This window comes from Actinoplanes sp. NPDC004185, assembly GCF_053603475.1.
The window spans coordinates 18,703-37,361 of sequence record NZ_JBSGFR010000033.1; the positions used below are offsets into that span (position 1 = coordinate 18,703).

An 18,659-nucleotide genomic window follows, 5' to 3' on the forward strand; every position below is an offset into this window, starting at 1 on the left:
TGGAGCGCGCTCCAGCTTTTACCGTCGACGGCGAACGCCTGACGGTGGGAGGACAATCCATGGAGACCAGAAGTTTCGGACGGCTCGGCCGGATCAGCGCCCTGACCCTCGGCGGGGGCGGCATCGCCGGCGTGTGGGGCAGCACCGACCGCGCTGAGGCGGTTGCCACCATCCACGCCGCGATGGACGCCGGCGTCACCATGCTCGACCTGGCGCCGAGCTACGGGAGTGACTTCGAGTCGGAGCGGGCGGCCGGTGCCGCGCTGCGTGGCCGGTCCGGCGCGGACATCATGATCACCAGCAAGGTGCAGCTGCTCAAGCTGTCCGGGACACCGGACTGGGCCGGCCGCATCCGGGGGAGCCTGCGGGACAGTCTCGCCCGGCTGGGCCGCGATCATCTCGACCTGTTCCTGCTGCACACCCAGCTGCGGCCGCGTGATCCGTCCACCGCCGTGCCGGACGACCTCGACTGGCCGGACTACCTCGAGGTCGCCGCCGAGTTCGAGCGGTTGCGGGACGAGGGCAGCATCCGCGCCTGGGGGATCACCGCGGTGGCGTACCCGGCGTCGGTCGTGGACGCGCTCGGGACGACGCCCCGGCCGGACGCCGCCCAGGTCGTCGTGAACGCGCTGGATTCCGAAGGCGACCTGTGGTCGTACGGCACCGGCGCCGAGCCGGCCAACCAGGAGATCGTCCGGGTGGCGGGCGCGAACGGGGTGCCGGTGATCGGCATTCGCGCCGTCGCGGCGGGGTCGCTCACCGCCGCGCTCGACCGGGAGGTGAGCGCCGACCATCCGGCGGCCGTCGATTTCGCTCGCGCGGAGCCGTTCCGCAAGCTGGCCGCCGAGCTCGGCGAGACCCCGGCGGCCCTGGCCCACCGGTACGCGCTGAGCGTCCCGGGCGTCGCCACCGTCGTCCTGGGCGTCAAGAACCGCGCCGAGCTCGCCGAATGCATCGCGGCCGAGGCCCGGGGGCCGCTCACTGCGGACGAGCTGCGCGCGGTGATCGCCCTGCGGCCGGACCGGCCTCGGCACCGCTAACACTTTTTCGGGGCTGAGCCGCGGATTCTGTCCTGTCGGACAGTCATTCTTTGTTCCGGCTTAAACGCCTGTCAGGTGCGCTTCCCACCGGCCTACCATTCCGGCGGTCGCTCGGTTCGGCCGGCTTGTCGTGTTCGCTTTGTGGGGAGTGACCTGTGCCGCGTCTGCCTTTCTCCGTGCCTGAGTCCGGTCGCCATGTCCGGCCCGGGCGGGGACTCGCTGTGGCCGGCGCCGGCGTGACCGTCGCCCTCGTCACCGCGGTGGTCGTGTCGGTGAGCCTCGCCCGGGCCTCCACCGGGCAGCAGCCGCAGGCCGTGGGTCAGAGCCGCGCGCAGACCTCAGCACCGGGCACGGCAACGACGACCGCAACGGCCTCACCGTCGGCCAGAAGGCCGTCGGCCACGGCCACCTCTCCTGGCACTGCGGCTGCCACTGCTACCGCCACCCAGCAGGCTCCCAGAGCCGGCTGGATCCCGGTCGACCGGGCGGCCTGGAACGCGCAGGTCGCCCGGTACAAGGCCACCAAGGCCGACCCGCCGGGCAACGCCGGTAATCTGCCGGAGTTCCGGGCCGACTGCCGCTACAGCCATCGCAAGGCCGACGACCCGATCGTCTTCCCCGGGCTGCCGGGTGCCTCGCACATGCACTCCTTCGTCGGCAACAAGGCCGTGGATGCGAACACTGTCGCCGGCGATCTGATGAAGTTCACGGCCACGACCTGCAAGCCGGTCGTGGACCATTCCGCCTACTGGGTGCCGACGCTCTACGAGGCGGCCACCCGCAAGCCCGTCGAGACCACCGGATTCCGGGTCTACTACCGCTCGATCCGGAAGAACTCGGACGGGATCATGCCGATGCCGAACGGGCTGCGCATGGTCGCCGGGGACGCCAAGAAGAAGCAGCCGACGCCGCGGGGCGCGCAGGGTCAGTTCTATTGCGCCTTCTACGGACCGGGTGACATCAACGGCGTCGCCCGCAGTGACAACGGCAACTGGCCGATCTGTGGAGAGCCGGCGAGCCTGCATTTCATGTTGCAGTTCCCGGACTGCTGGGACGGCAAGAACCTGGACAGCCCGCACCACAAGGAGCATGTGGCCTTCGGGACCGACGCCGGCTGCCCGGCCGGGCATCCGGTCCGGATTCCGGCCCTGACCTTCGACATCGCGTACGGGGCCAAGGGCTCGAAGGCCGGCTACTACCTCTCCTCCGATCCGCAGGGCCGGAGTGCCTCGTCGATGCACGGCGACGCGTTCGTGATGTGGGACGTCAAGGAGATGAACCAGCGGGTCCGGAACTGCATCGCCCAGCGCCGGACCTGCGACAACGACGGCTACGACCCGTTCTCCTCCTGATTCAGGGATATTGACCTTCGTCTAAGCCGCGTAGAGTGTTCTCCCGACTACACATTGTGGAGGTTCGGGGATGTCTCTGCCTGCGTTGCCACTGCCGGACGAGGACCAGCTGCCGTTCGACCCGCCACCGGAGTACGCCCGGCTGCGCGCCGCCCCGCAGGTCGTCCGGGTGACCTGCCCGACCGGCCTGGACGCCTGGCTGGTCTCGGACTACGCGGGCGTCCGGGAGGTGCTCGGCGACGGCCGCCGCTTCTCGACCCGGCCCGGTCAGGCCACCCACGTGCTGGACGCGTTCGGCGGGCCGGACGCGCCGGTCACCGGCTTCAGCCAGCTGGACGGCCCGGAGCACATCCGGATCCGGCGCAACTTCGCCCCGCAGGTGTCGCACCCGCGCCGGCTGGCCGAGCTGCGGCCGCTGGTCGAGCAGATCACCGACGAGGCGATCAACCGCATGCTGGCGTCCCCGCAGCCCTATCCGTTGCACAGCCGGTTCTCCACCGCGATCACCACCGCGGTGATCGCCGAGCTGATCGGGGTACCACCCGAGCAGCGCCACCTGCTGCACGACGCGGCGACGGCATTGTTCAAGACCTCCACCACGCCGGACGAGCTGCGGCGGGCGATCGAGCCGCTGTGGGCGTACCTGTATGAGCTGGTCGCCACCCGCCGGGCCCGGCCCGGCGACGACGTGCTCAGCCGGATGATCGAGCACAGCGCCGACAGCGAGCGCCCGCTCACCGACGAGGAACTGACGCAGATGAACGGCGCGCTGCTCGTCGCCGGCTTCGACACGACCGCGTCGATGATCACGTACGGTCTGGTCTGCCTGCTGAACACCCCGGGACAGTGGGCGAAGCTCTGCGCCGAGCCCGAGCTGGCCGCCTCGGCGGCCGAGGAGCTCGTCCGCTACCTGGGCGTCGGCATCGGGCTGCTGCGGCAGGCCACCGAGGACACCGTGGTGAACGGGCAGCCGATCAGGGCGGGCGACTACGTGGTGGTGGCGGTGCAGTCGGGCAACCGGGACACCGCGCTGCACCCGGACGCCGACACGTTCGACGTCGCCCGCAGACCCGGCGCGCACCTCGGCTTCGGGCACGGCGCGCACGCCTGCGTGGGTCAGCAGATCGCCCGGATCGAGTTGACCACGGTGCTCGGGGCGCTGGCCCGCCGGGTGCCGGCGTTGCGGATCGCGGTGCCCCCCGAGGAGATCGTGTGGAAGAAGGACTCCGTGGTCCGCGGCCCCGTCGAGCTGCCGGTGGCCTGGTCGTGAGAGTCACCGTCGACCGCGACCTGTGCATCGGCGCGGGCATGTGCGTGCTCACCGCGCCGGCCGTCTTCGACCAGGACCCGGAGGAGGCGGTCGTGGTGCTGCTCGACGAACAGCCGCCGGAGTCGGAACGGCCGGCGGTGCAGCAGGCGGTCGACCGCTGCCCCGCCGCGGTCATCCGGCTGCTGCCCTGAGCCGGCCCGACGGCGGACGGGGTGGCGGAGAGCCGCGGCGCCGTTGATGGTCGTCCGATGACCGATGACGAGATTGTCGCCGCCATCAGCGCCCGGGTCGACTCCGGCCGGGGCGCCGACCTGCCGGAGCCGTACCCGCAGGACCGGCCCGGCCGAAGCCCTGGCCGAGGCCGAGCAGAAACTACATCCAGTGGCGGGACGGGGAGATCCCCGACGACTTCCCGGCGTGGACGCCCGGCGTGGTCTCGTTCTGTGACTTCGGGTGCGCGATGTGGGCGCTGCTCGACTGCCGCACCCCTGAGGGGCGGATGCTCTTCCTGGACCAGAGCACCCTGCACCCGCTCGACCTCACCCTGAGCCAGTGGTTCGAGCTGTGGCTCAACGATGACCTCGACATGCACAAGCTCGCCGCCGCGGGCCAGTCGTGAGCAGCGTTCGAGGCTCAGCTCAGAGATAGCTGACGCCCGTCAGTTGCTCGGCCGCCGCCCAGAGACGCCCGCCGGCGGCCGGGTCGGTGGCCTCCCGGCTGAACCGGGCCTCGGCGACCCGGCCCCGGGTCTCCCAGAGTCCGGCCGGCCCGAAGAACTGCCCGCCCCGCACTTCCGGGTCGGTGGCGGCGCGCAGCTGCGGCAGTGCCCCCTGCTCCACCGGCTGGGTGGCCACCAGGCCCACGCGCGCGATGACCCGGCCGAGCCGGCCGCGGTGCTCCCAGGCCCGCGGGGTCAGGTTGGTGCGGGTGATACCCGGGTGGGCCAGCACGCTGATGACCGGCGAGCCGGCGGCGCGCAGGCGACGGTCCAGCTCGACGCCGAAGATCGTGGTGGCCAGCTTGGACCGGCCGTAGACGGCGGAGGCCCGGTAGCGCCGCTCGGCCATCAGGTCGTCGAAGTCGAGGCGCGCGGTCCGGTGGGTGATCGAGCTGAGGCTGACCACCCGCGCCGCCCGGGCCGCGGCCAGGTTGCCGAGCAGCAGGCCGGTCAGCGCGAAATGGCCCAGCATGTTGGTGGCGAGCTGCAGTTCGAAGCCGTCGGCCGAGGTGCGGCGCGGACCCAGCAGCACCACGCCGGCGTTGTTGACCAGTAGATCGATCACCGGGTGGTCGGCGGCCAGCTTCGCGGCGAACCCCCGTACCGCATCGAGCGAGGCCAGGTCCAGCTCGCGCACCTCGACGTCGCCCCCGATCCGGCGGGCGGCCGCCGCACCGGCGGCGGTGTTGCGGACGGCGAGCACGACGTGCGCGCCGTGGCGGGCCAGCTCGGTGGCGGTGACCAGGCCCAGGCCCGAGTTCGCGCCGGTCACGACCGCGGTCCGGCCGTGCTGGTCGGGGATGCGGTCGGCGGTCCATCCGGTCATCTGCTGCTCCTGACGTCTCGGTGCGTGGACCGCTGACGCTAAGAGCGATCCCGGCCGGTTCCGTCGTTCCGGCCTGCCTAGGTCTGCCGGACCTACCCACGGTGGTCCGGGCCGCGGCACACTTGCGGCATGAGCAGCCCGCATCCGTACGCTCGCGAGCTCGGCGACTTCCTGCGCGCCCGGCGCAGCCGGTTGAGCCCGCACGACGTCGGCCTGGAGCCGGGCGGCCGGCGCAAGGTCACCGGGCTGCGCCGTGAGGAGCTGGCCCTGCTGGCCGGGCTGAGCACCGACTACTACCAGCGGATGGAACAGGGCCGGGAGGTACGCCCCTCCGACGACGTCCTGGAGGCCCTGGCCGGTGCGCTGGCACTCGACGACGAGGAACGCCGCCACCTGTTCACGCTGGCCCACGCCGCCCGCCGGCCGATGCCCGCCCGGCCGGAGCACGGCCCGGAACGGGTGCCGGACAGCACCCGGCGGTTGCTGCGGGTGATGGACACCCCGGCCGTCGTGCTCGGCCGCCACCTCGACCTGCTCGCCTGGAACACGATGGCGGAGGCGCTGCTCGGCGACCCGCACGGCTACCCGGCCGACCGGCTCAACATGCTGCTGCTCATGTTCGACGACACCCGGACCGGCGAGCGGAGCTGCCCGGACTGGGAACGCCAGGCCCTGGACTACATCGGCATGATGCGCGCCGCGGTGGCCACCGACCCGACCCATCCCCGCGCCACCGCGATCGTCGGGGAGCTGAGCATCCGCAGCGCGGAGTTCCGGCGGCTGTGGGCCCGGCACGACGTCCGCGAGTCGGTCAGCGGCACCAAGACGTTTCCGGTCCCCGAGGTCGGCGACATCGTCCTGGACTGGGACACCTATCCGCTGCCCGGCAATCCCGGCCCGGTCATGCTCATCTGGACCGCGGAGCCGGGCAGCGCCGACGCGGACCGGCTGCAGCTCCTCGCCTCGTTGCACGCGTCCCGCTTACCCCGGAAATCCCGCTGAAAGAGCCGGCCGGGACGTCGAGAACGGCGTGGCGGCCGCGTCCCCGGTGCCGAGACGGTCATCCTGGCCGTCCGGCAGCGAGGAGACCAGCATGACGATCCAGCGGATGGACAACGTCCTCATCGTGGTCGAGGACCTCGACGCGGTCATCGCGTTCTTCGCCGACCTGGGCCTGGAGCTGCAGGGCCGGGGTCCGGTCGAGGGGCCGTGGGTGGAGCAGGTCATCGGGCTCACCGGCGTCAGGCAGGACATCGCGATGCTGCGGACCCCGGACGGCAGCTCCGGCGTCGAGCTGGCCCGGTTCCACACGCCGGAGGCGGTCAGCGCCGAGCCACGGATCGCCCCGGTGAACACGCTGGGCCTCCGCCGCATCATGTTCGCCGTCGACGACATCGACGAGGTGGTCGCCCGCCTGCTCTCCCACGGCGCCGAGCTCGTCGGTGAGGTGGTGCGGTACGAGGACGCCTACCGGCTCTGCTACCTCCGCGGCCCCGAGGGCATCATCGTCGGGCTGGCCGAAGAACTCGGGTAGCGGCCGCCGAGGACCGCACCCAGCACGTCCCGGGTCTGCTCGCGGAGCCAGGCATGGCCGGTGTCGGTGTCGTAGCGCTGATGCCAGTTGCCCACGATCGGCACCGGGGGCAGCCGCAGCGGCTCCGGCAGCGGGGCGACCGCCAGCCCGAAGGCCGCGATCAGCGGCCGGCACATCACCTCCGGCACGGTCACGACGGCGTCGCTGTGGCCGGCCACGTGCAGGGCGGCCGCGGTGGTGCCGACGGCGGCCAGCACCCGGCGGTGCAGGCCGTGTGCGGCGAGCAGCTCGTCCACCGGGTCGCTCAGCCGGCCGCGGCGGGAGACGAGCAGATGCGGCTGCGCCGCGTACGCCTCGAGGTCCAGACCCCCGGCGTACGGGTGATCACCGCGCAGCACCACGACGAGCCGGTCGTGGCCGACGGTCTCGGACCGGATCTCCGGCAGGTCCGGGGTCGTCGCGCCGATCTCCAGGTCCACCCGGCCGTGCCGCAGGTCGTCGGTGTCCACGGCCGTCTCGGTCAGGAACCGCACCCGTACGCCCGGCGCCCGCTCAGCCGTCGCGGCCAGCAGCGGCGCGGCCAGCGCCGTGGTCAGCGCGTCGTGGCACTGCAGCGTGAACGTGCGTTCCAGGGTCGCCAGGTCCAGGTCGCGGCTCGGTGCCAGCACCGCGCCGGCCTGCCGGACCAGCCCGCTGACCTGCTCACGGACCGCCAGGGCGTACGGGGTGGGCGTCATGGTCCGGCCGGTCCGCACCAGGATGTCGTCGCCGGTCAGCTTCCGGATCCGGCCGAGTGAGCGGCTGACCGCGGGCGACGACAGGTGCAGCCGTTCGGCCGCTCCGCGGACGCTGCCCTCGATGAGCAGGGCGTCCAGCGTCGTGAGCAGGTTCAGATCCAGTTGCATGACGGTAAACGTTAGCTTAAAGAGAGTGCACTGTACTTATCTGACGGCTGGGCCAAGACTCAGGTCATGACCGCTGACCTGATCTCCACCACCACCGAGCTGGTCCGGGAAGCCGGCGCTCGCCTGCGGGGCTTCTACGCCCCCGGCAACCGCGTCGCGACCGGGGACCAGCTGTTCGCGGGCCTGCGGCGGCACGACGCCGCCGTGGCCGACCTGCTCCGGCCCGCCCTGCTCGCCGCTCTGCCCGGCTCCGGCTGGGAGGAGGACGAGCACGCCACCGGCCCGATGGCCGGCGACGACCGGTGGGTCGTCGACCCGGTGGGCGGCAACCTCAACCTGGTCCACGGCATGACCGACTGGAACATCGGCGTCACCCTGGTCCGCGACGGCCGCCCGGACTTCGTGGTGCTCTACGCGCCCTGGTCCGACGAGATGTTCACCGCCGTCGACGGCGGTGGGGCGTACCGCAACGGCACCCGGATGACGGTGTCCGCCAAGACCGACCTGGCTCTCGCCCTGACCGGCACCGGCCAGGCCCGGCCCAGCCACTCGGCCGCGGTGGCCCGGAGCGTCGGCGCCTCCATGACCGCCATGCTGCAGCGCGCGCTGTACGTCCGCTCGTCGGTGCCGGTCGGGCACGAGCTCAGCCAGGTGGCGGCCGGGCAGCTGGACGTCCACTGGCAGTTCGAGAACGTGCGCTCGCACATCGGCCCGCTGCTGCTGGTCCGCGAGGCCGGCGGCGTCGTCACCGACTTCGCCGGCAAGCCGTGGGAGATCACCAGCACCGGTTACGTGGCCGCCGCGCCCGGGGTGCACGCCGCCGCCCTGGACGTCCTGCAACGCACACTCTGACCCTCCACTGTGATCGAGGATGACTGCCATGCGCATTGCCGTACTCGGCGCCACCGGCGCCACCGGGACTCTGCTGGTCGACGCCGCGCTCGAACAGGGGCTGGCGGTGACGGCCATCGCCCGGCAACCCGGACGCGTACCCGCGCGGCCCGGGCTGACCACGGTCGCCGCCGACGTGCACGACGCTGAGTCCATCGCCCGGGCGGTCGCCGGATCCGACGTACTGCTGTCCGGGCTCGGTGTGGTCAAGGGCAACCCGCCCGGGGTTCTCACCGCCGGCGCTGAAGCTGTCACCGCCTCCGGCGTCCCCCGGGTCGTCTGGCTCGGGGCGGTGGGCACGGGCCCGTCGGCCGACGTCGCCGGCCCGCTCACCCGCACCCTGCTCAACGTCTTCCTGCGGGCCGAGGTCCCCGACAAGGTGACGGCCGACGCCACGATCATCGCCGCGGGCGGGACCGTCTTCCACGCCGGCATGCTGACCGACGGCCCGGTCGCCCCCGGCCGGCGCACCCGGACCCTGGACCGGACCCCGAGACGGTTCTTCCCGGACCGGGTGAGCCGGGCGACGGTCGCGGCGGCCATGGTCGAGGAAGCGGTACGGGGACAGTTCCCCGGACAGACCCTCACGATCAGCAGCACCTGAGCGCGGGCGCCTAGGTATGCCTAGGCGGCCCGCGTACCCCGTCTGAACCAGGGCGACCGCCAAGATAGGTGATCGCGTCCGATGTGACAGCTCCCCCGTCAGCCGACGATTGACCCATCACCGGTTGACGAGGAGAGAAGCCATGATGATGCACCCGGACATCCTGCTGGACCTGGCCCACGACCGGCACCGTGAGCTGGTCGCCGAGGCGGAGCAGGGGCGCCTGCTGAGCAGCGCCCGCCGGGCCCGCCGGGCCCGCAAAGCCGCGGTCGCCCGCGGTCGTCCCACCGGTACCCTGGCGTCGTGCGAACCATCCGCGGCGGTGCCAGCCCGGTGATGATCGGGCGGGAGAGCGAGCTGCGCCGCCTGGCGCGGCTCGCTTCGGCGCATGAGCCGGCGGTCGCGCTCATCGCCGGCGAGCCCGGCATCGGCAAGACCCGGCTGGTGCACGAACTGCTGGCCGGGTTGCCGGCGGAGACCGTGGTGCTGGTCGGCCAGGCCGAGCCCGGCTCACTGTCCCGGCCGTACGAGGTGCTGCTCGACGCCATCGACGGCCACCCGGAGATCGACGAGGAACAACTGGCCACCCTCGCGGACCCGCGGCGCAGCCCGGTCGAGCGCCTGCACATCGGGCTGGCCGTCCTGGCCGACCTGATCGGCGACTCCCCCGCCGTCATCGTCTTCGAGGACCTGCACTGGGCCGACTCGGAGAGCGCGGCGCTGTTCGAGCGGATCGCCGACCAGCGCGGGCCGCGGCTGCTCATCGGGACGTACCGGCCGGACGAGGTGACCCGCCGCCAACCGGTGGCGGGACTGCTGGCCCGCACGGAACGCCGGCACGCCGTCACCCACGTACGGCTGGACCGCCTCACCCCCGCGCAGACCGCGGCGATGCTGGCGGCGGCGACCGGCTCGCCGGCGCCGCTGCGCGCCGCGACGGCGCTGCACCACCGCACCGGCGGGAATCCCTTCTTCCTGGAGGAGCTGCTGCGCGCGCTGCCCGGGTACGACGTGGAGGCCCTGGTCGAGCAGCCGTTGCCGTGGAGCCTGGCCGACGTGCTCCGCCGTCAGGTGGACGACCTCGGCCCGCTCAGCCACCGCATCGTCGAGGCGGCCACCGTGCTGGGCCACCGCATCCCGTTCGACCTGCTCGCCGAGGTGACCGGCGCGGGCGAGGACGAGCTCATCGCCGCGCTGCGCGACCTGGTCACCAGCGGGGTCCTGGTCGAGTCCGGCGAGGACGAGTTCGCGTTCCGGCACGCGTTGGTGCGCGAGGCGATCGCCGATCAGATGCTCGGCCGGCAGCGCCGGCGGCTGCACGAGGCCGCCCTGGACGTGCTGCTGAGCAAGGGCGACGCCTTCGGCCCGCTGGCCGGCGACGGCGGGGCCGACCCGGCCATGGTGGCGCACCACGCCCGCGGCGCCGGCCGGTACGACGACATGATCGCCGCGGCCCGCCGCGGCGCCGCCCTCTACCTGTCGATCGGCTCGGCCTACCAGGCCCTGCAGCTGGCCGAGATGGGCCTCGACGAGGTGCCCGACGACACCGAGCTGGTCGCCGCCGCGGCCCGGGCCGCGTGGCTGGCCGGCCTGCTGGACGACGCGCTGCGCTACGGCCGGCGCTGGCGGGACCTGGCCGGCACCTCGACCGACCGGGCCGAGTCGCTCTACCTGCTGGTCCGGATCGCCTGGGAGTCGCGCGAGACCGACGAGATGCGCACCCTCACCCAGGACATCGAGACGCTGATCGCGCAGCTGCCGCCCGGCGCCGACCAGGCCCGGGCGATGACCGCGATCGCGCAGTCGGCGTACCTGCGCGACGACGCCGACGCGGCGCTGCACTGGTCCGACAGCGCCCTGGCCCTGGCCGACGAATTCGACCTGCCCACCGTGCGCCTGGCCGCGCTGCTGGAGAAGGGCTCGACGCTCACCGAACGCCCGCAGACCGCCGCCGAGGGCCGGCAGATCCTGTCCGGTCTCGTCGACGAGGCCGAGAAGGCCGGCGAATGGGTGCTGGCCGCCCGGGCTCTCAACAACCTGGTGCACGGCGAGCCGCCCACCTCACCGGCTGAGCACGCCGAGACCCTGGAACGGATGCGGGTCGACGCCGAGCGGGCCGGCTTCGAGTCGCTCGCGGTGGCCACGTACTTCCAGGGCCGGGCCCGGCTGGCGATCCGGGCCGGCGACCTCGATGCCGCGATCGCGGCGCTGGAGAGCGGACGCGAGCAGGACCGCGGCTACCGGCGCCGGGGCCGCTGGGCCGACTACCACGGGGTCTTCCTGGCCGGGCTCTACCTGGAGGCCGGCGAGCTGGACCGGGTCGAGCAGCTCATCACCGACCTGGCGACGCTGACCGACAACCCGCCGACCACGATCCCCGGCCTCGTGTTCAACCTCGCCTGCCGCCGCGGCGACCTGCCTCGCGCCGAGGCGGCCCTGGACGAGCTGCTCACGGCCCTGGCCGACGAGAACTGGCGCAGCGGTGAGCAGGCCCACGACCTGATCTCCGCCGCGCTGGAGATCGGCCTGCCGTCGCCCCAGCTCGACCGGATGGCCGCCGCGCTGCTCGACGAGGACGTGTGGGACGCCTACCGGACCCTCGTCGACGCCCAGCTCGCCGAGGCGCGCGGCCGGCACGCCGAGGCCCTCACCGGCTACCTGTCGATCACCGAGGCGCACATCCTGGGACCGGCCAATCGCGGCACCGTCCACGTCGGCGCCGCCCGCTGCCTCCTCGCCGAGGACCGGCGCGAGGAGGCCACCGCGCGGGCCGAGGCGGCCGCATCCCTGCTGGCCGGGTGGCGGGGCTGGCGGGTGGACCAGCTCGCCCGGGTACGCGCCCGGCTCGGCCTCGCCCCGGTCGACGCCCCACCGGCAGTGACCGGCCCGGCCGCGCTGACGCCCCGCGAGCGGGAGGTGGCTGTGCTGATCAGCGACGGGCTGACCAACACGGAGCTGGCCCGGCGCCTCTACATCTCACCGAAGACCGCCGCCGTGCACGTGTCGAACATCCTGCGCAAGCTGGGCGTCTCGTCGCGTACGGAGGTGGGCGACCTCGTCGGGCGGCACTGACCCACCACGGTGGTCAGTGCGGGAACACGCGCGGGATGCGGGGCGAGATCCCGGCCCGGAACTTCTCGATCCGGCCGGTCACCTGACGCCGGCCCCAGGTGTTCTCGATACGGTCGAGATACAGGCACCGGGCGGCGAGCTTGTCGAAGTCGACGGTGAAATACATGGCCGTCAGCGGATTGACGAAGAGGGTGCTGCCGCTGGTGCGCCGGGTGAACTGGACGTCGCCGAAGTCGCCTCTGGTGGCCGCGGCGAGGCTGGTGATGTCCTCCACCGGTGTGCCGAGGTTGCTCTCGTCGCCGCGCAACAGGATGTCGGTGCCCCGTCGACCAGCACCACCGCGTCGATGTCCAGCTGGTCGATCAGGTGCCGGTAGCCGGCCCGCAACCGTTCGACCCCGAGCGGCGGGAACGCGTACACCTTCGACGGCAGGTCCTGATCCGCGAGCCACCGGGCCAGTGTCCGCTCGGGGAAGTACCAGTCCGTGCTGGCCGAGTCGGGGGTCACCACCGCGACGTTCTCCGCCGTCCAGCTGTCCCGGTCGAGCAGGACGAGTTCGGAGAAGGACAGGTTGGCCAGGTGCACCTGGACGCCGCTGCGCCACAGGGCCAGGGCCAGGGGCAGACCGGCGTACACGTCGAATCCGCCACCCGCGCCGGCGATCAGGACGTTGCGGGCCGGAGCCAGCGCGGCGAACAACGGCGGGGTGGTCAGCGAGAAGGTGCCGGATCCGATCACGGGCCCATGATCCAGCGGCCGCCGGGGAATCCAAACCGCCCGCGTGGGCGGGGCGGCCGGAGCCACCCCGCCCACGGAGGGTCACTTCGCCGGCGTCAGCGGCGACTCCGGGATCAGCGTGGCGACCGGCGGACGCTGCTTACCGGTCGGTGTGGACAGGATGGTGGCCTCCCCCGGCGGCGGCAGCGGCTCGGTGAACGGCTGCGCCGAGTCCGTGCAGACCGTGCCCTTGGCGGGCGGCGTTCCGGTCAGCAGATAGTTGTCGATCGCGGTGGTGGCGCACACGCCCGAGCCGTACGCGGTGTGGCCCCAGTTGTTGCTCGACAGCAGCCGCGAGTTCGGCAGCAGCCGGCTCGACGAGACGGCTCCCTGGTAGTTCGTCGCCGGGTCCCAGAAGTTGCCGACGACCAGCACCGGGGCGGCGGTCCGCTTGGTGAACGGCCCGCGGTAGGCGTCCTCGTCCTGGACCGTCCACGTCTTGTGGGCGCACTGGCTGTCGATCCAGCCCCAGGCCCGGCCGAAGTACGGCGCCTGCCGGTCGCGGCGCGCCGTGGCGGCCGGCCAGAACTCCGCGTTCGCCGGGTGCCGGCCGTCGGTGCAGATGACGGCGCTGCTCGCCTCGAAGCCGTTCTGGTACGGGAAGTCGTACCCCCGCTTGGTCGCCTTCGCCGCCCGCGCCCGTTCGGTGAGTGCGGCGGTCGAGCCGGAGTTCAGCGCTGCCCAGACCTCGGCGGCGATCTCGGTGACCACCTGGCCCGCGTCGGTCCCGTAGAGCGAGCCCAGGATGGCGCTGACGAAGACCGCGTACGTGACGGTGATCGTGCCGCCGTCGCCGTCCGGCAGCTCCAGCGGCTTCGCACGCAGCCGGCGGGCGATGGTCTCGAAGTTCTTGACCGGGTCGCCGTCGGCGAAGACGCAGAACTTCTCACCGGCCCGGTCGCAGCGCCTCAGGATCTCGATCAGCGCCCGGTACGCGCCGTCGGACGAGCGCAGCCGCTCGTCGAGGATCTGCCGGGTGTTGCCAACCCACGCGACCGGGTTGAGCACGCCGTCCACCGTCAGGGCGCGGAACCGGTCCGGGAACATGTTCGCGTAGTACTGACCGAGCGCGCTGCCGTAACTGAAGCCCAGGTAGTTGAGCTTGCGGTCACCCACCGCGCGGCGCATGACGTCCATGTCCCGGGCCACCTCGGCGGTGGACATCGCGCCGGACAGCGGCCGGCCGGTGGTCGAGCAGGCCTTGCCCAGCAGCTTCGACCCCTTCACGTACCGCCGCTCCTCGGTCCTCGTGACCGGGAACGGCACGTTCAGCAGGTCGAGGACCGCGGTCTGGTCCTTGACCGACTTGAAGCAGTGGACGTTCGCGCTGGCCCCGATGCCCCGGGGGTCGACGCCCACGATGTCGAAGCGCTGGAGCAGCGAGTCGCTGAGGAAGTACGGCGCGAACAGCACGAAGTCGGTCGCCGATCCGCCCGGACCGCCGGGGTTGAGGAACAGGCTGCCGAGCTTGTGCTTCTGGTCCTTGGCCTTGATCCGCAGCACGGCGATCTCGGTGGTGGCGCCCTTCGGCTGGTCGTAGTCGAGGGGCAGCTGAGCGGTCGCACACTCGGCGATGTCGTAGCACTTGTACCAGCCGAGCTTGGGCGTGGGCACGGCGTCGACCCGCCGGCTCTCCGCCTTGCTGGTGCGCTCGGCGGCGGCCGGGGCGGCCGACCCCGGCGCGGCGGCGACGCCGGCCAGCACGATGCCGGCCAGCGCTGCGGTCAGTAGTCGGTGCGTCTTCGATGACATACGGACGACCCTTCTGACGGTGGCTCGCGGCGGCGGTGCCGCGACCCCCGGCATAGTAAGGCGTCGATGCCACGCTCCGTGATCATCCGGTGCTCCCGACAATCGGGCCCGCGGTGTTCCCCACGCAGGGGCCCGCGCGCGATAGCCTGAGCGCATATGGCTACCTTTCGCAGTTCCTCAACGCTTGTCTCCGCCGACGGCACCAGGACGCCCGGCACCGCCGCGCTCTTCGCCGAGCCCAGTCGCCGAGGCGGCGTCCCGCCGTGGGCGGGCGACTTCCGGCCGGCCAACGACGCCGGCTACGGCCCCAAGAACGCGGTCGGCAAGACGTTCACGCTGGAGCTGCCGGACGGCCGCACCGGCAAGGTCGTGGTGCAGAGCCTCAAGACCGGCAAGGGCGGCGTCACGCTGGCCCTGATGGGCGAGGACGCGCCCCCGTTCTGATCCGTACGCCCGGCGGCGTCACGCTCGCGGTCGAGCACTTCGGTGACGCGGCGGCCCCCTTGGTGCTGCTCGCCGGCGGCACGACCATGCTCTCCTGGCCCGACTCGCTGTGCTCGGCCCTCGCTCGCGGCGGACGTCACGTGGTGCGCTACGACCTGCGTGACTCCGGTGCGTCGTCGACCGGTGATCCGGACGCGCCGGCGTACACGTTGCGCGATCTCGCCGCCGATGCCGCCGCGCTCGCCCGCGGGCTGGACGACCGGCCGGCGCAGCTGGCCGGCATCGGCGTTGGCGGGCTGGTCGCCCAGGTCGCCGCGCTGGACCACCCGGACGCCTTCTCGGCGCTCACCCTGGCCGGCACGCGGCCGATGGCACCGGGCCCGGTCGACGACGACCTGCCCGACCACGACGCGGCGACGATGAGCCGGGCTTTCGCGCTCCCGCTGCCCGACTGGTCCGACCGCGCCGCGGTGGCGCAGAGCGCCGCCGCCCGCGCGGAGATCCTCGGCGACGACCCGGCCGCGGCCCGCGCGACGGCCGAGCGGATCTTCGACCGTACGCCGGACCCGCGGCCCGCCGTACACATGGCCAACCAGCTGGGCATGGTGTTCGCCAAGCTGGACTGCGGACCGCGCTGGCGCGAACGTCTGCCCGAGCTGACCATCCCGACGCTCGTGGTGCACGGCCGCCGCGACCCGTTCTTCCCGCTGGGCAACGGCGAGGCCCTCGCCCGCGAGATCCCCGGGGCCCGGCTGCTCGTGCTCGACCGGGCCGCGACGAAGATCCCTGACGCCGCCGCCGACGAGGTCGCCGCGGCGATGCTCGCACTGTAGGACGGTTACGCCGGTTCGACCGGGAGCCACAGCTCGCAGATCGCGGTGCGGAAGTCGTCCGCGCGTTCGAGGACAGCGACGATCGACGGGCCCGGCCGGAGCCGCCAGGGGTTGGACGGGAACCACTCGGTCGCGGTCGCGGCCCAGGTCTCCTGCAACGCCTGCGGATGCGGACCAGCCGTGCGGAAGACCGCCCACCGGCCTGCCGGCACACCGACGGCGTCGAGGTCCCCGGGCACCGCGGTGTCCTCGGAGACGGCGACTCCGTGCAGGTAGGTGAGCTCGCTGCCCTCGGCACTGTCCGGGTCGAGGTCGTCGGTGACCTGCAGCAGGCCTTCCGGCTCGGTGTCCCCGAGCGCCTTGAGCCGGCTGTGTTCCTCGTGCGGCAGCCCGGCGATGTGCTGCTGGATGTGCGGGTTGACGCCCCGGTGCTGCAGCGGGACGCGGGCGGCGTGTCCGACGAGCCGGAACGCGGGCCGGTCGACGATGCGGGTGTCCATGGGGTTGCTCCCTTCGACGGTCAGGCGGAACCTGAGCTGTGGTTGTGTGCGAAGGGGGCCGCCGTGACGCCGTACGTCACCCGGACCGGCGCCGTGGACTGCCCGGAACGCCCGGCCGAACGCCTCGGTGGAGCCGTAGCCGTGCCGGACCGCGATGGTCAGCAGATCATCCTCGCCCCTGACGACCTCGGCAGCGGCGACGGTCATGCGACGCCGGCGCACGTACTCCGACAGGGGCATGCCGGCCAGCGACGAGAACACCCGGCGCAGGTGGTACTCGGTCGTGCCGAGCTCCCGGGCCGTCGCGGTGACGTCCAGGTCCCCGGTCAGGTGCTGCTCGACCAGGTCGACCAGCCGGTTGAGGTCCGCGATCACGAGGCCTCCCTTCGGGGTCGATCCTGGCCCGCGACGTGCCGGCGGCGCCCGATCATCGGCGTCCGATCCGATCATCCGCCGCACCTCGTAGGCTGACACCCCGGGTGACGAGGGGAGCTCGAGGTGGCGGGGACGACGGTGGACGAGGTGCTGGCCGAGCTGGCCGCGCTCGAGGACCCGAAGGTCCGCGCGGTCAACGAGCGGCACGGTGACGATCACGGGGTGAACCTCACCAAGCTGCGCGCGGTGGCGAAGCGGCTGAAGGTCCAGCAGGACCTCGCGCGGCAGCTCTGGGAGACCGACGACACCGCGGCGAAGCTGCTGGCGCTGCTGATCTGCCGGCCGAAGGCGTTCGGGCGGGACGAGCTGGACGTGATGGTGCGCCGGGCGCGTACGCCCAAGGTGCACGACTGGCTCGTCAACTACGTGGTCAAGAAGAGCCCGCACGCCGAGGAGCTGCGCCTGGCCTGGTTCGCCGATCCCGACCCGGTGGTCGCGAGCGCCGGGTGGGCGCTGACCACCGAACGGGTGGCGAAGCAACCGGCCGGCCTGGATCTCGGCGGGCTGCTCGACATCATCGAGGCCGGGATGAAGGACGCCCCCGACCGCCTGCAGTGGGCGATGAACCACTGCCTGGCCCAGATCGGGATCGAGCACGCCGGGCACCGCGCCCGCGCGATCGCCATCGGCGAGCGGCTGCAGGTGCTCGAGGACTATCCGACGCCGCCGAACTGCACCTCACCGTTCGCGCCGATCTGGATCACCGAGATGGTGCGCCGGGAGGAATCAGACGGCGCCGCAAAAAAGTTCTGAGAATCTTCGGCGGGGTCGTCGATCGGGGCGGGCGCTTTTCGTAGCCCTGGTGAGAGGCCGGCACGGAGCCGGCCCGCGGACCGCCCGGAGGGCATCATGACCACCACCGCCGCCACCACCGCCACGACGACCCGTACCGCCGGTTCCGGCGTCGCGGCCCTGATCGGGTTCGGGGTCGCCGCCACCGCGGCCGCGAGTGCCGCCACGATGATCATCGCCGCTGCCGGTGATGCGGCCGGGGTCAGCCTCGACGTCGGCGGCGCGCCGATCCCGGTCTCCGGATTCGGCGTGCTGACGACCGTGTTCTCCCTGGTCGGCGTGATCCTGGCCGCGGTGCTGGCGCGTACGGCCCGGCACCCGCGGCGGGCCTTCGTGCGCACGACCGTCGTGCTGACCGCCCTCTCGCTGGTCCCGGACCTGATCGTGGACGCCGCGCCCGGCACCAGGGCGCTGCTCATGCTCACCCACCTGGTCGCCGCCGCGATCGTCATCCCGGTCGTCGCCCGGCGTCTGCCGGCCTGACCTCGCGACACGCACCCCTCGGTTCTGTCACCATTTCAGCTGTCTATTCACCGGAGGAAGAATCATGAAGCAGTACATGCTCGCCGTCCACATGGTCGAGGACGCGCCGACGCGCTCGGCGGAGGAGACGCAGCAGGCCTACGCCCAGGTCGACAAGGTCAACGATGAGTTGAAGGCCGTCGGCGCCTGGGTCTTCGGCGGAGGCCTCCTGCCGCCCGACAGCGCGACCGTCGTGCGGGCCGACAGCGGCGGCACCACCATGACCGATGGCCCGTTCGCCGAGACCAAGGAGCAGCTCGGCGGGTTCTGGGTGCTGCGCTGCCGGGACCTCGACGAGGCGTTGAGCTGGGCCGCCAAGTGCTCCGCGGCCTGTATGGGGCCGGTCGAGGTGCGGCCGTTCGAAGACGAGCCCGAGAGCTGAACGGGCGGCC

22 protein-coding genes are annotated in these 18,659 nt (G+C 72.6%); 16 read left to right on the forward strand and 6 right to left on the reverse strand.

The window, feature by feature from the left end; genetic code table 11:
• Positions 1 to 59 precede the first annotated feature (59 nt).
• The 5 genes from ACWEOZ_RS29505 to ACWEOZ_RS29525 all read left to right on the forward strand — a co-directional run bounded on the left by ACWEOZ_RS29505 (position 60) and on the right by ACWEOZ_RS29525 (position 4,281).
• Entirely contained in the window at positions 60 to 1,040 is a 981-nt protein-coding gene (locus tag ACWEOZ_RS29505) for an aldo/keto reductase (RefSeq protein WP_451913928.1), read from the forward strand.
• A gap of 176 nt (positions 1,041 to 1,216) precedes the next feature.
• Positions 1,217 to 2,392 (forward strand): DUF1996 domain-containing protein, encoded by a 1,176-nt coding sequence (locus tag ACWEOZ_RS29510; protein ID WP_451913929.1) that lies wholly within the window; start codon positions 1,217 to 1,219, stop codon positions 2,390 to 2,392.
• 70 nt (positions 2,393 to 2,462) lie between these two features.
• A complete protein-coding gene (locus ACWEOZ_RS29515; RefSeq protein ID WP_451913930.1) occupies positions 2,463 to 3,662 on the forward strand; it encodes a cytochrome P450 in 1,200 nt (399 codons plus the stop codon).
• The gene (locus tag ACWEOZ_RS29520; protein ID WP_451913931.1) at positions 3,659 to 3,853 is read left to right on the forward strand and encodes a ferredoxin; all 195 of its coding nucleotides are present in this window, start codon (positions 3,659 to 3,661) and stop codon (positions 3,851 to 3,853) included. The genes ACWEOZ_RS29515 and ACWEOZ_RS29520 overlap by 4 nt, the downstream gene beginning before the upstream one ends.
• A gap of 239 nt (positions 3,854 to 4,092) precedes the next feature.
• A complete protein-coding gene (locus ACWEOZ_RS29525; protein WP_451913932.1) occupies positions 4,093 to 4,281 on the forward strand; it encodes a hypothetical protein in 189 nt (62 codons plus the stop codon).
• 19 nt (positions 4,282 to 4,300) lie between these two features.
• Here ACWEOZ_RS29525 and ACWEOZ_RS29530 read toward each other — a convergent pair whose 3' ends face one another.
• Positions 4,301 to 5,206: an oxidoreductase gene (locus ACWEOZ_RS29530; RefSeq protein WP_451913933.1), complete on the reverse strand. Its 906-nt coding sequence runs from the start codon at positions 5,204 to 5,206 to the stop codon at positions 4,301 to 4,303.
• A gap of 129 nt (positions 5,207 to 5,335) precedes the next feature.
• Between ACWEOZ_RS29530 and ACWEOZ_RS29535 the strand changes: the two genes are divergently transcribed.
• Positions 5,336 to 6,208, forward strand: coding sequence for a helix-turn-helix transcriptional regulator (locus ACWEOZ_RS29535; protein ID WP_451913934.1), 873 nt, complete (start codon positions 5,336 to 5,338; stop codon positions 6,206 to 6,208).
• Positions 6,209 to 6,299: 91 nt separating this feature from the next.
• On the forward strand, positions 6,300 to 6,740 hold the full coding sequence (locus tag ACWEOZ_RS29540) for a VOC family protein (RefSeq protein WP_451913935.1): 441 nt from the start codon (positions 6,300 to 6,302) through the stop codon (positions 6,738 to 6,740).
• Here the strand turns inward: ACWEOZ_RS29540 and ACWEOZ_RS29545 are convergent.
• Positions 6,686 to 7,645 (reverse strand): LysR family transcriptional regulator, encoded by a 960-nt coding sequence (locus ACWEOZ_RS29545; protein ID WP_451913936.1) that lies wholly within the window; start codon positions 7,643 to 7,645, stop codon positions 6,686 to 6,688. The two genes, ACWEOZ_RS29540 and ACWEOZ_RS29545, sit on opposite strands and share 55 nt — an antisense overlap.
• Positions 7,646 to 7,711: 66 nt before the next feature.
• On the opposite strand from ACWEOZ_RS29545, the gene ACWEOZ_RS29550 reads away from it, so the two are divergent.
• The 4 genes from ACWEOZ_RS29550 (at position 7,712) to ACWEOZ_RS29565 (ending at position 12,212) form a co-directional block, all read left to right on the forward strand.
• Positions 7,712 to 8,497, forward strand: a complete 786-nt coding sequence (locus ACWEOZ_RS29550; RefSeq protein ID WP_451913937.1) for an inositol monophosphatase family protein — start codon at positions 7,712 to 7,714, stop codon at positions 8,495 to 8,497.
• 28 nt (positions 8,498 to 8,525) lie between these two features.
• A complete protein-coding gene (locus tag ACWEOZ_RS29555; protein WP_451913938.1) occupies positions 8,526 to 9,140 on the forward strand; it encodes an NAD(P)-dependent oxidoreductase in 615 nt (204 codons plus the stop codon).
• 142 nt (positions 9,141 to 9,282) lie between these two features.
• Positions 9,283 to 9,477, forward strand: coding sequence for a hypothetical protein (locus tag ACWEOZ_RS29560; RefSeq protein ID WP_433720997.1), 195 nt, complete (start codon positions 9,283 to 9,285; stop codon positions 9,475 to 9,477).
• Complete coding sequence (locus ACWEOZ_RS29565) at positions 9,444 to 12,212, forward strand: ATP-binding protein (protein WP_451913939.1); 2,769 nt, start codon at positions 9,444 to 9,446, stop codon at positions 12,210 to 12,212. Before ACWEOZ_RS29560 ends, ACWEOZ_RS29565 begins: the two co-directional genes overlap by 34 nt.
• Positions 12,213 to 12,225: 13 nt before the next feature.
• Here ACWEOZ_RS29565 and ACWEOZ_RS29570 read toward each other — a convergent pair whose 3' ends face one another.
• The 3 genes from ACWEOZ_RS29570 to ACWEOZ_RS29580 form a co-directional block, all read right to left on the reverse strand.
• Positions 12,226 to 12,378, reverse strand: a complete 153-nt coding sequence (locus ACWEOZ_RS29570) for a hypothetical protein (RefSeq protein WP_451913940.1) — start codon at positions 12,376 to 12,378, stop codon at positions 12,226 to 12,228.
• Positions 12,379 to 12,383: 5 nt separating this feature from the next.
• Complete coding sequence (locus tag ACWEOZ_RS29575; protein WP_451913941.1) at positions 12,384 to 12,950, reverse strand: hypothetical protein; 567 nt, start codon at positions 12,948 to 12,950, stop codon at positions 12,384 to 12,386.
• An 81-nt stretch (positions 12,951 to 13,031) separates the two neighbouring features.
• The gene (locus ACWEOZ_RS29580; protein ID WP_451913942.1) at positions 13,032 to 14,741 is read right to left on the reverse strand and encodes an alpha/beta hydrolase; all 1,710 of its coding nucleotides are present in this window, start codon (positions 14,739 to 14,741) and stop codon (positions 13,032 to 13,034) included.
• A 156-nt stretch (positions 14,742 to 14,897) separates the two neighbouring features.
• Between ACWEOZ_RS29580 and ACWEOZ_RS29585 the strand changes: the two genes are divergently transcribed.
• Both ACWEOZ_RS29585 and ACWEOZ_RS29590 read left to right on the forward strand, forming a co-directional pair.
• Complete coding sequence (locus tag ACWEOZ_RS29585) at positions 14,898 to 15,185, forward strand: hypothetical protein (protein ID WP_451913943.1); 288 nt, start codon at positions 14,898 to 14,900, stop codon at positions 15,183 to 15,185.
• Between the two features lie 62 nt (positions 15,186 to 15,247).
• On the forward strand, positions 15,248 to 16,018 hold the full coding sequence (locus tag ACWEOZ_RS29590) for an alpha/beta fold hydrolase (RefSeq protein WP_451914007.1): 771 nt from the start codon (positions 15,248 to 15,250) through the stop codon (positions 16,016 to 16,018).
• A 5-nt stretch (positions 16,019 to 16,023) separates the two neighbouring features.
• On the opposite strand, the gene ACWEOZ_RS29595 is transcribed toward ACWEOZ_RS29590, so the two are convergent.
• On the reverse strand, positions 16,024 to 16,893 hold the full coding sequence (locus tag ACWEOZ_RS29595) for an AraC family transcriptional regulator (RefSeq protein ID WP_451913944.1): 870 nt from the start codon (positions 16,891 to 16,893) through the stop codon (positions 16,024 to 16,026).
• A 123-nt stretch (positions 16,894 to 17,016) separates the two neighbouring features.
• Between ACWEOZ_RS29595 and ACWEOZ_RS29600 the strand changes: the two genes are divergently transcribed.
• From ACWEOZ_RS29600 to ACWEOZ_RS29610, 3 genes are all read left to right on the forward strand, one after another.
• Positions 17,017 to 17,706: a DNA alkylation repair protein gene (locus ACWEOZ_RS29600; protein ID WP_451913945.1), complete on the forward strand. Its 690-nt coding sequence runs from the start codon at positions 17,017 to 17,019 to the stop codon at positions 17,704 to 17,706.
• Between the two features lie 96 nt (positions 17,707 to 17,802).
• Positions 17,803 to 18,228: a DUF6069 family protein gene (locus ACWEOZ_RS29605; protein ID WP_451913946.1), complete on the forward strand. Its 426-nt coding sequence runs from the start codon at positions 17,803 to 17,805 to the stop codon at positions 18,226 to 18,228.
• 64 nt (positions 18,229 to 18,292) lie between these two features.
• Positions 18,293 to 18,649 carry a YciI family protein gene (locus tag ACWEOZ_RS29610; protein WP_451913947.1) on the forward strand — a complete coding sequence of 119 codons (357 nt, stop codon included), beginning with the start codon at positions 18,293 to 18,295 and terminating at the stop codon, positions 18,647 to 18,649.
• Positions 18,650 to 18,659 lie beyond the last annotated feature (10 nt).

Bases quoted from the DNA above. Each gene is read 5' to 3' on its own strand.
- ACWEOZ_RS29505 (WP_451913928.1), top strand. From the start codon at position 60: ATGGAGACCAGAAGTTTCGGACGGCTCGGCCGGATCAGCGCCCTGACC.
- ACWEOZ_RS29515 (WP_451913930.1), top strand. From the start codon at position 2,463: ATGTCTCTGCCTGCGTTGCCACTGCCGGACGAGGACCAGCTGCCGTTC.
- ACWEOZ_RS29530 (WP_451913933.1), bottom strand. From the start codon at position 5,206: ATGACCGGATGGACCGCCGACCGCATCCCCGACCAGCACGGCCGGACC.
- ACWEOZ_RS29535 (WP_451913934.1), top strand. From the start codon at position 5,336: ATGAGCAGCCCGCATCCGTACGCTCGCGAGCTCGGCGACTTCCTGCGC.
- ACWEOZ_RS29540 (WP_451913935.1), top strand. From the start codon at position 6,300: ATGACGATCCAGCGGATGGACAACGTCCTCATCGTGGTCGAGGACCTC.
- ACWEOZ_RS29545 (WP_451913936.1), bottom strand. From the start codon at position 7,645: ATGCAACTGGATCTGAACCTGCTCACGACGCTGGACGCCCTGCTCATC.
- ACWEOZ_RS29550 (WP_451913937.1), top strand. From the start codon at position 7,712: ATGACCGCTGACCTGATCTCCACCACCACCGAGCTGGTCCGGGAAGCC.
- ACWEOZ_RS29555 (WP_451913938.1), top strand. From the start codon at position 8,526: ATGCGCATTGCCGTACTCGGCGCCACCGGCGCCACCGGGACTCTGCTG.
- ACWEOZ_RS29560 (WP_433720997.1), top strand. From the start codon at position 9,283: ATGATGATGCACCCGGACATCCTGCTGGACCTGGCCCACGACCGGCAC.
- ACWEOZ_RS29570 (WP_451913940.1), bottom strand. From the start codon at position 12,378: ATGTATTTCACCGTCGACTTCGACAAGCTCGCCGCCCGGTGCCTGTAT.
- ACWEOZ_RS29580 (WP_451913942.1), bottom strand. From the start codon at position 14,741: ATGTCATCGAAGACGCACCGACTACTGACCGCAGCGCTGGCCGGCATC.
- ACWEOZ_RS29585 (WP_451913943.1), top strand. From the start codon at position 14,898: ATGGCTACCTTTCGCAGTTCCTCAACGCTTGTCTCCGCCGACGGCACC.
- ACWEOZ_RS29605 (WP_451913946.1), top strand. From the start codon at position 17,803: ATGACCACCACCGCCGCCACCACCGCCACGACGACCCGTACCGCCGGT.
- ACWEOZ_RS29610 (WP_451913947.1), top strand. From the start codon at position 18,293: ATGAAGCAGTACATGCTCGCCGTCCACATGGTCGAGGACGCGCCGACG.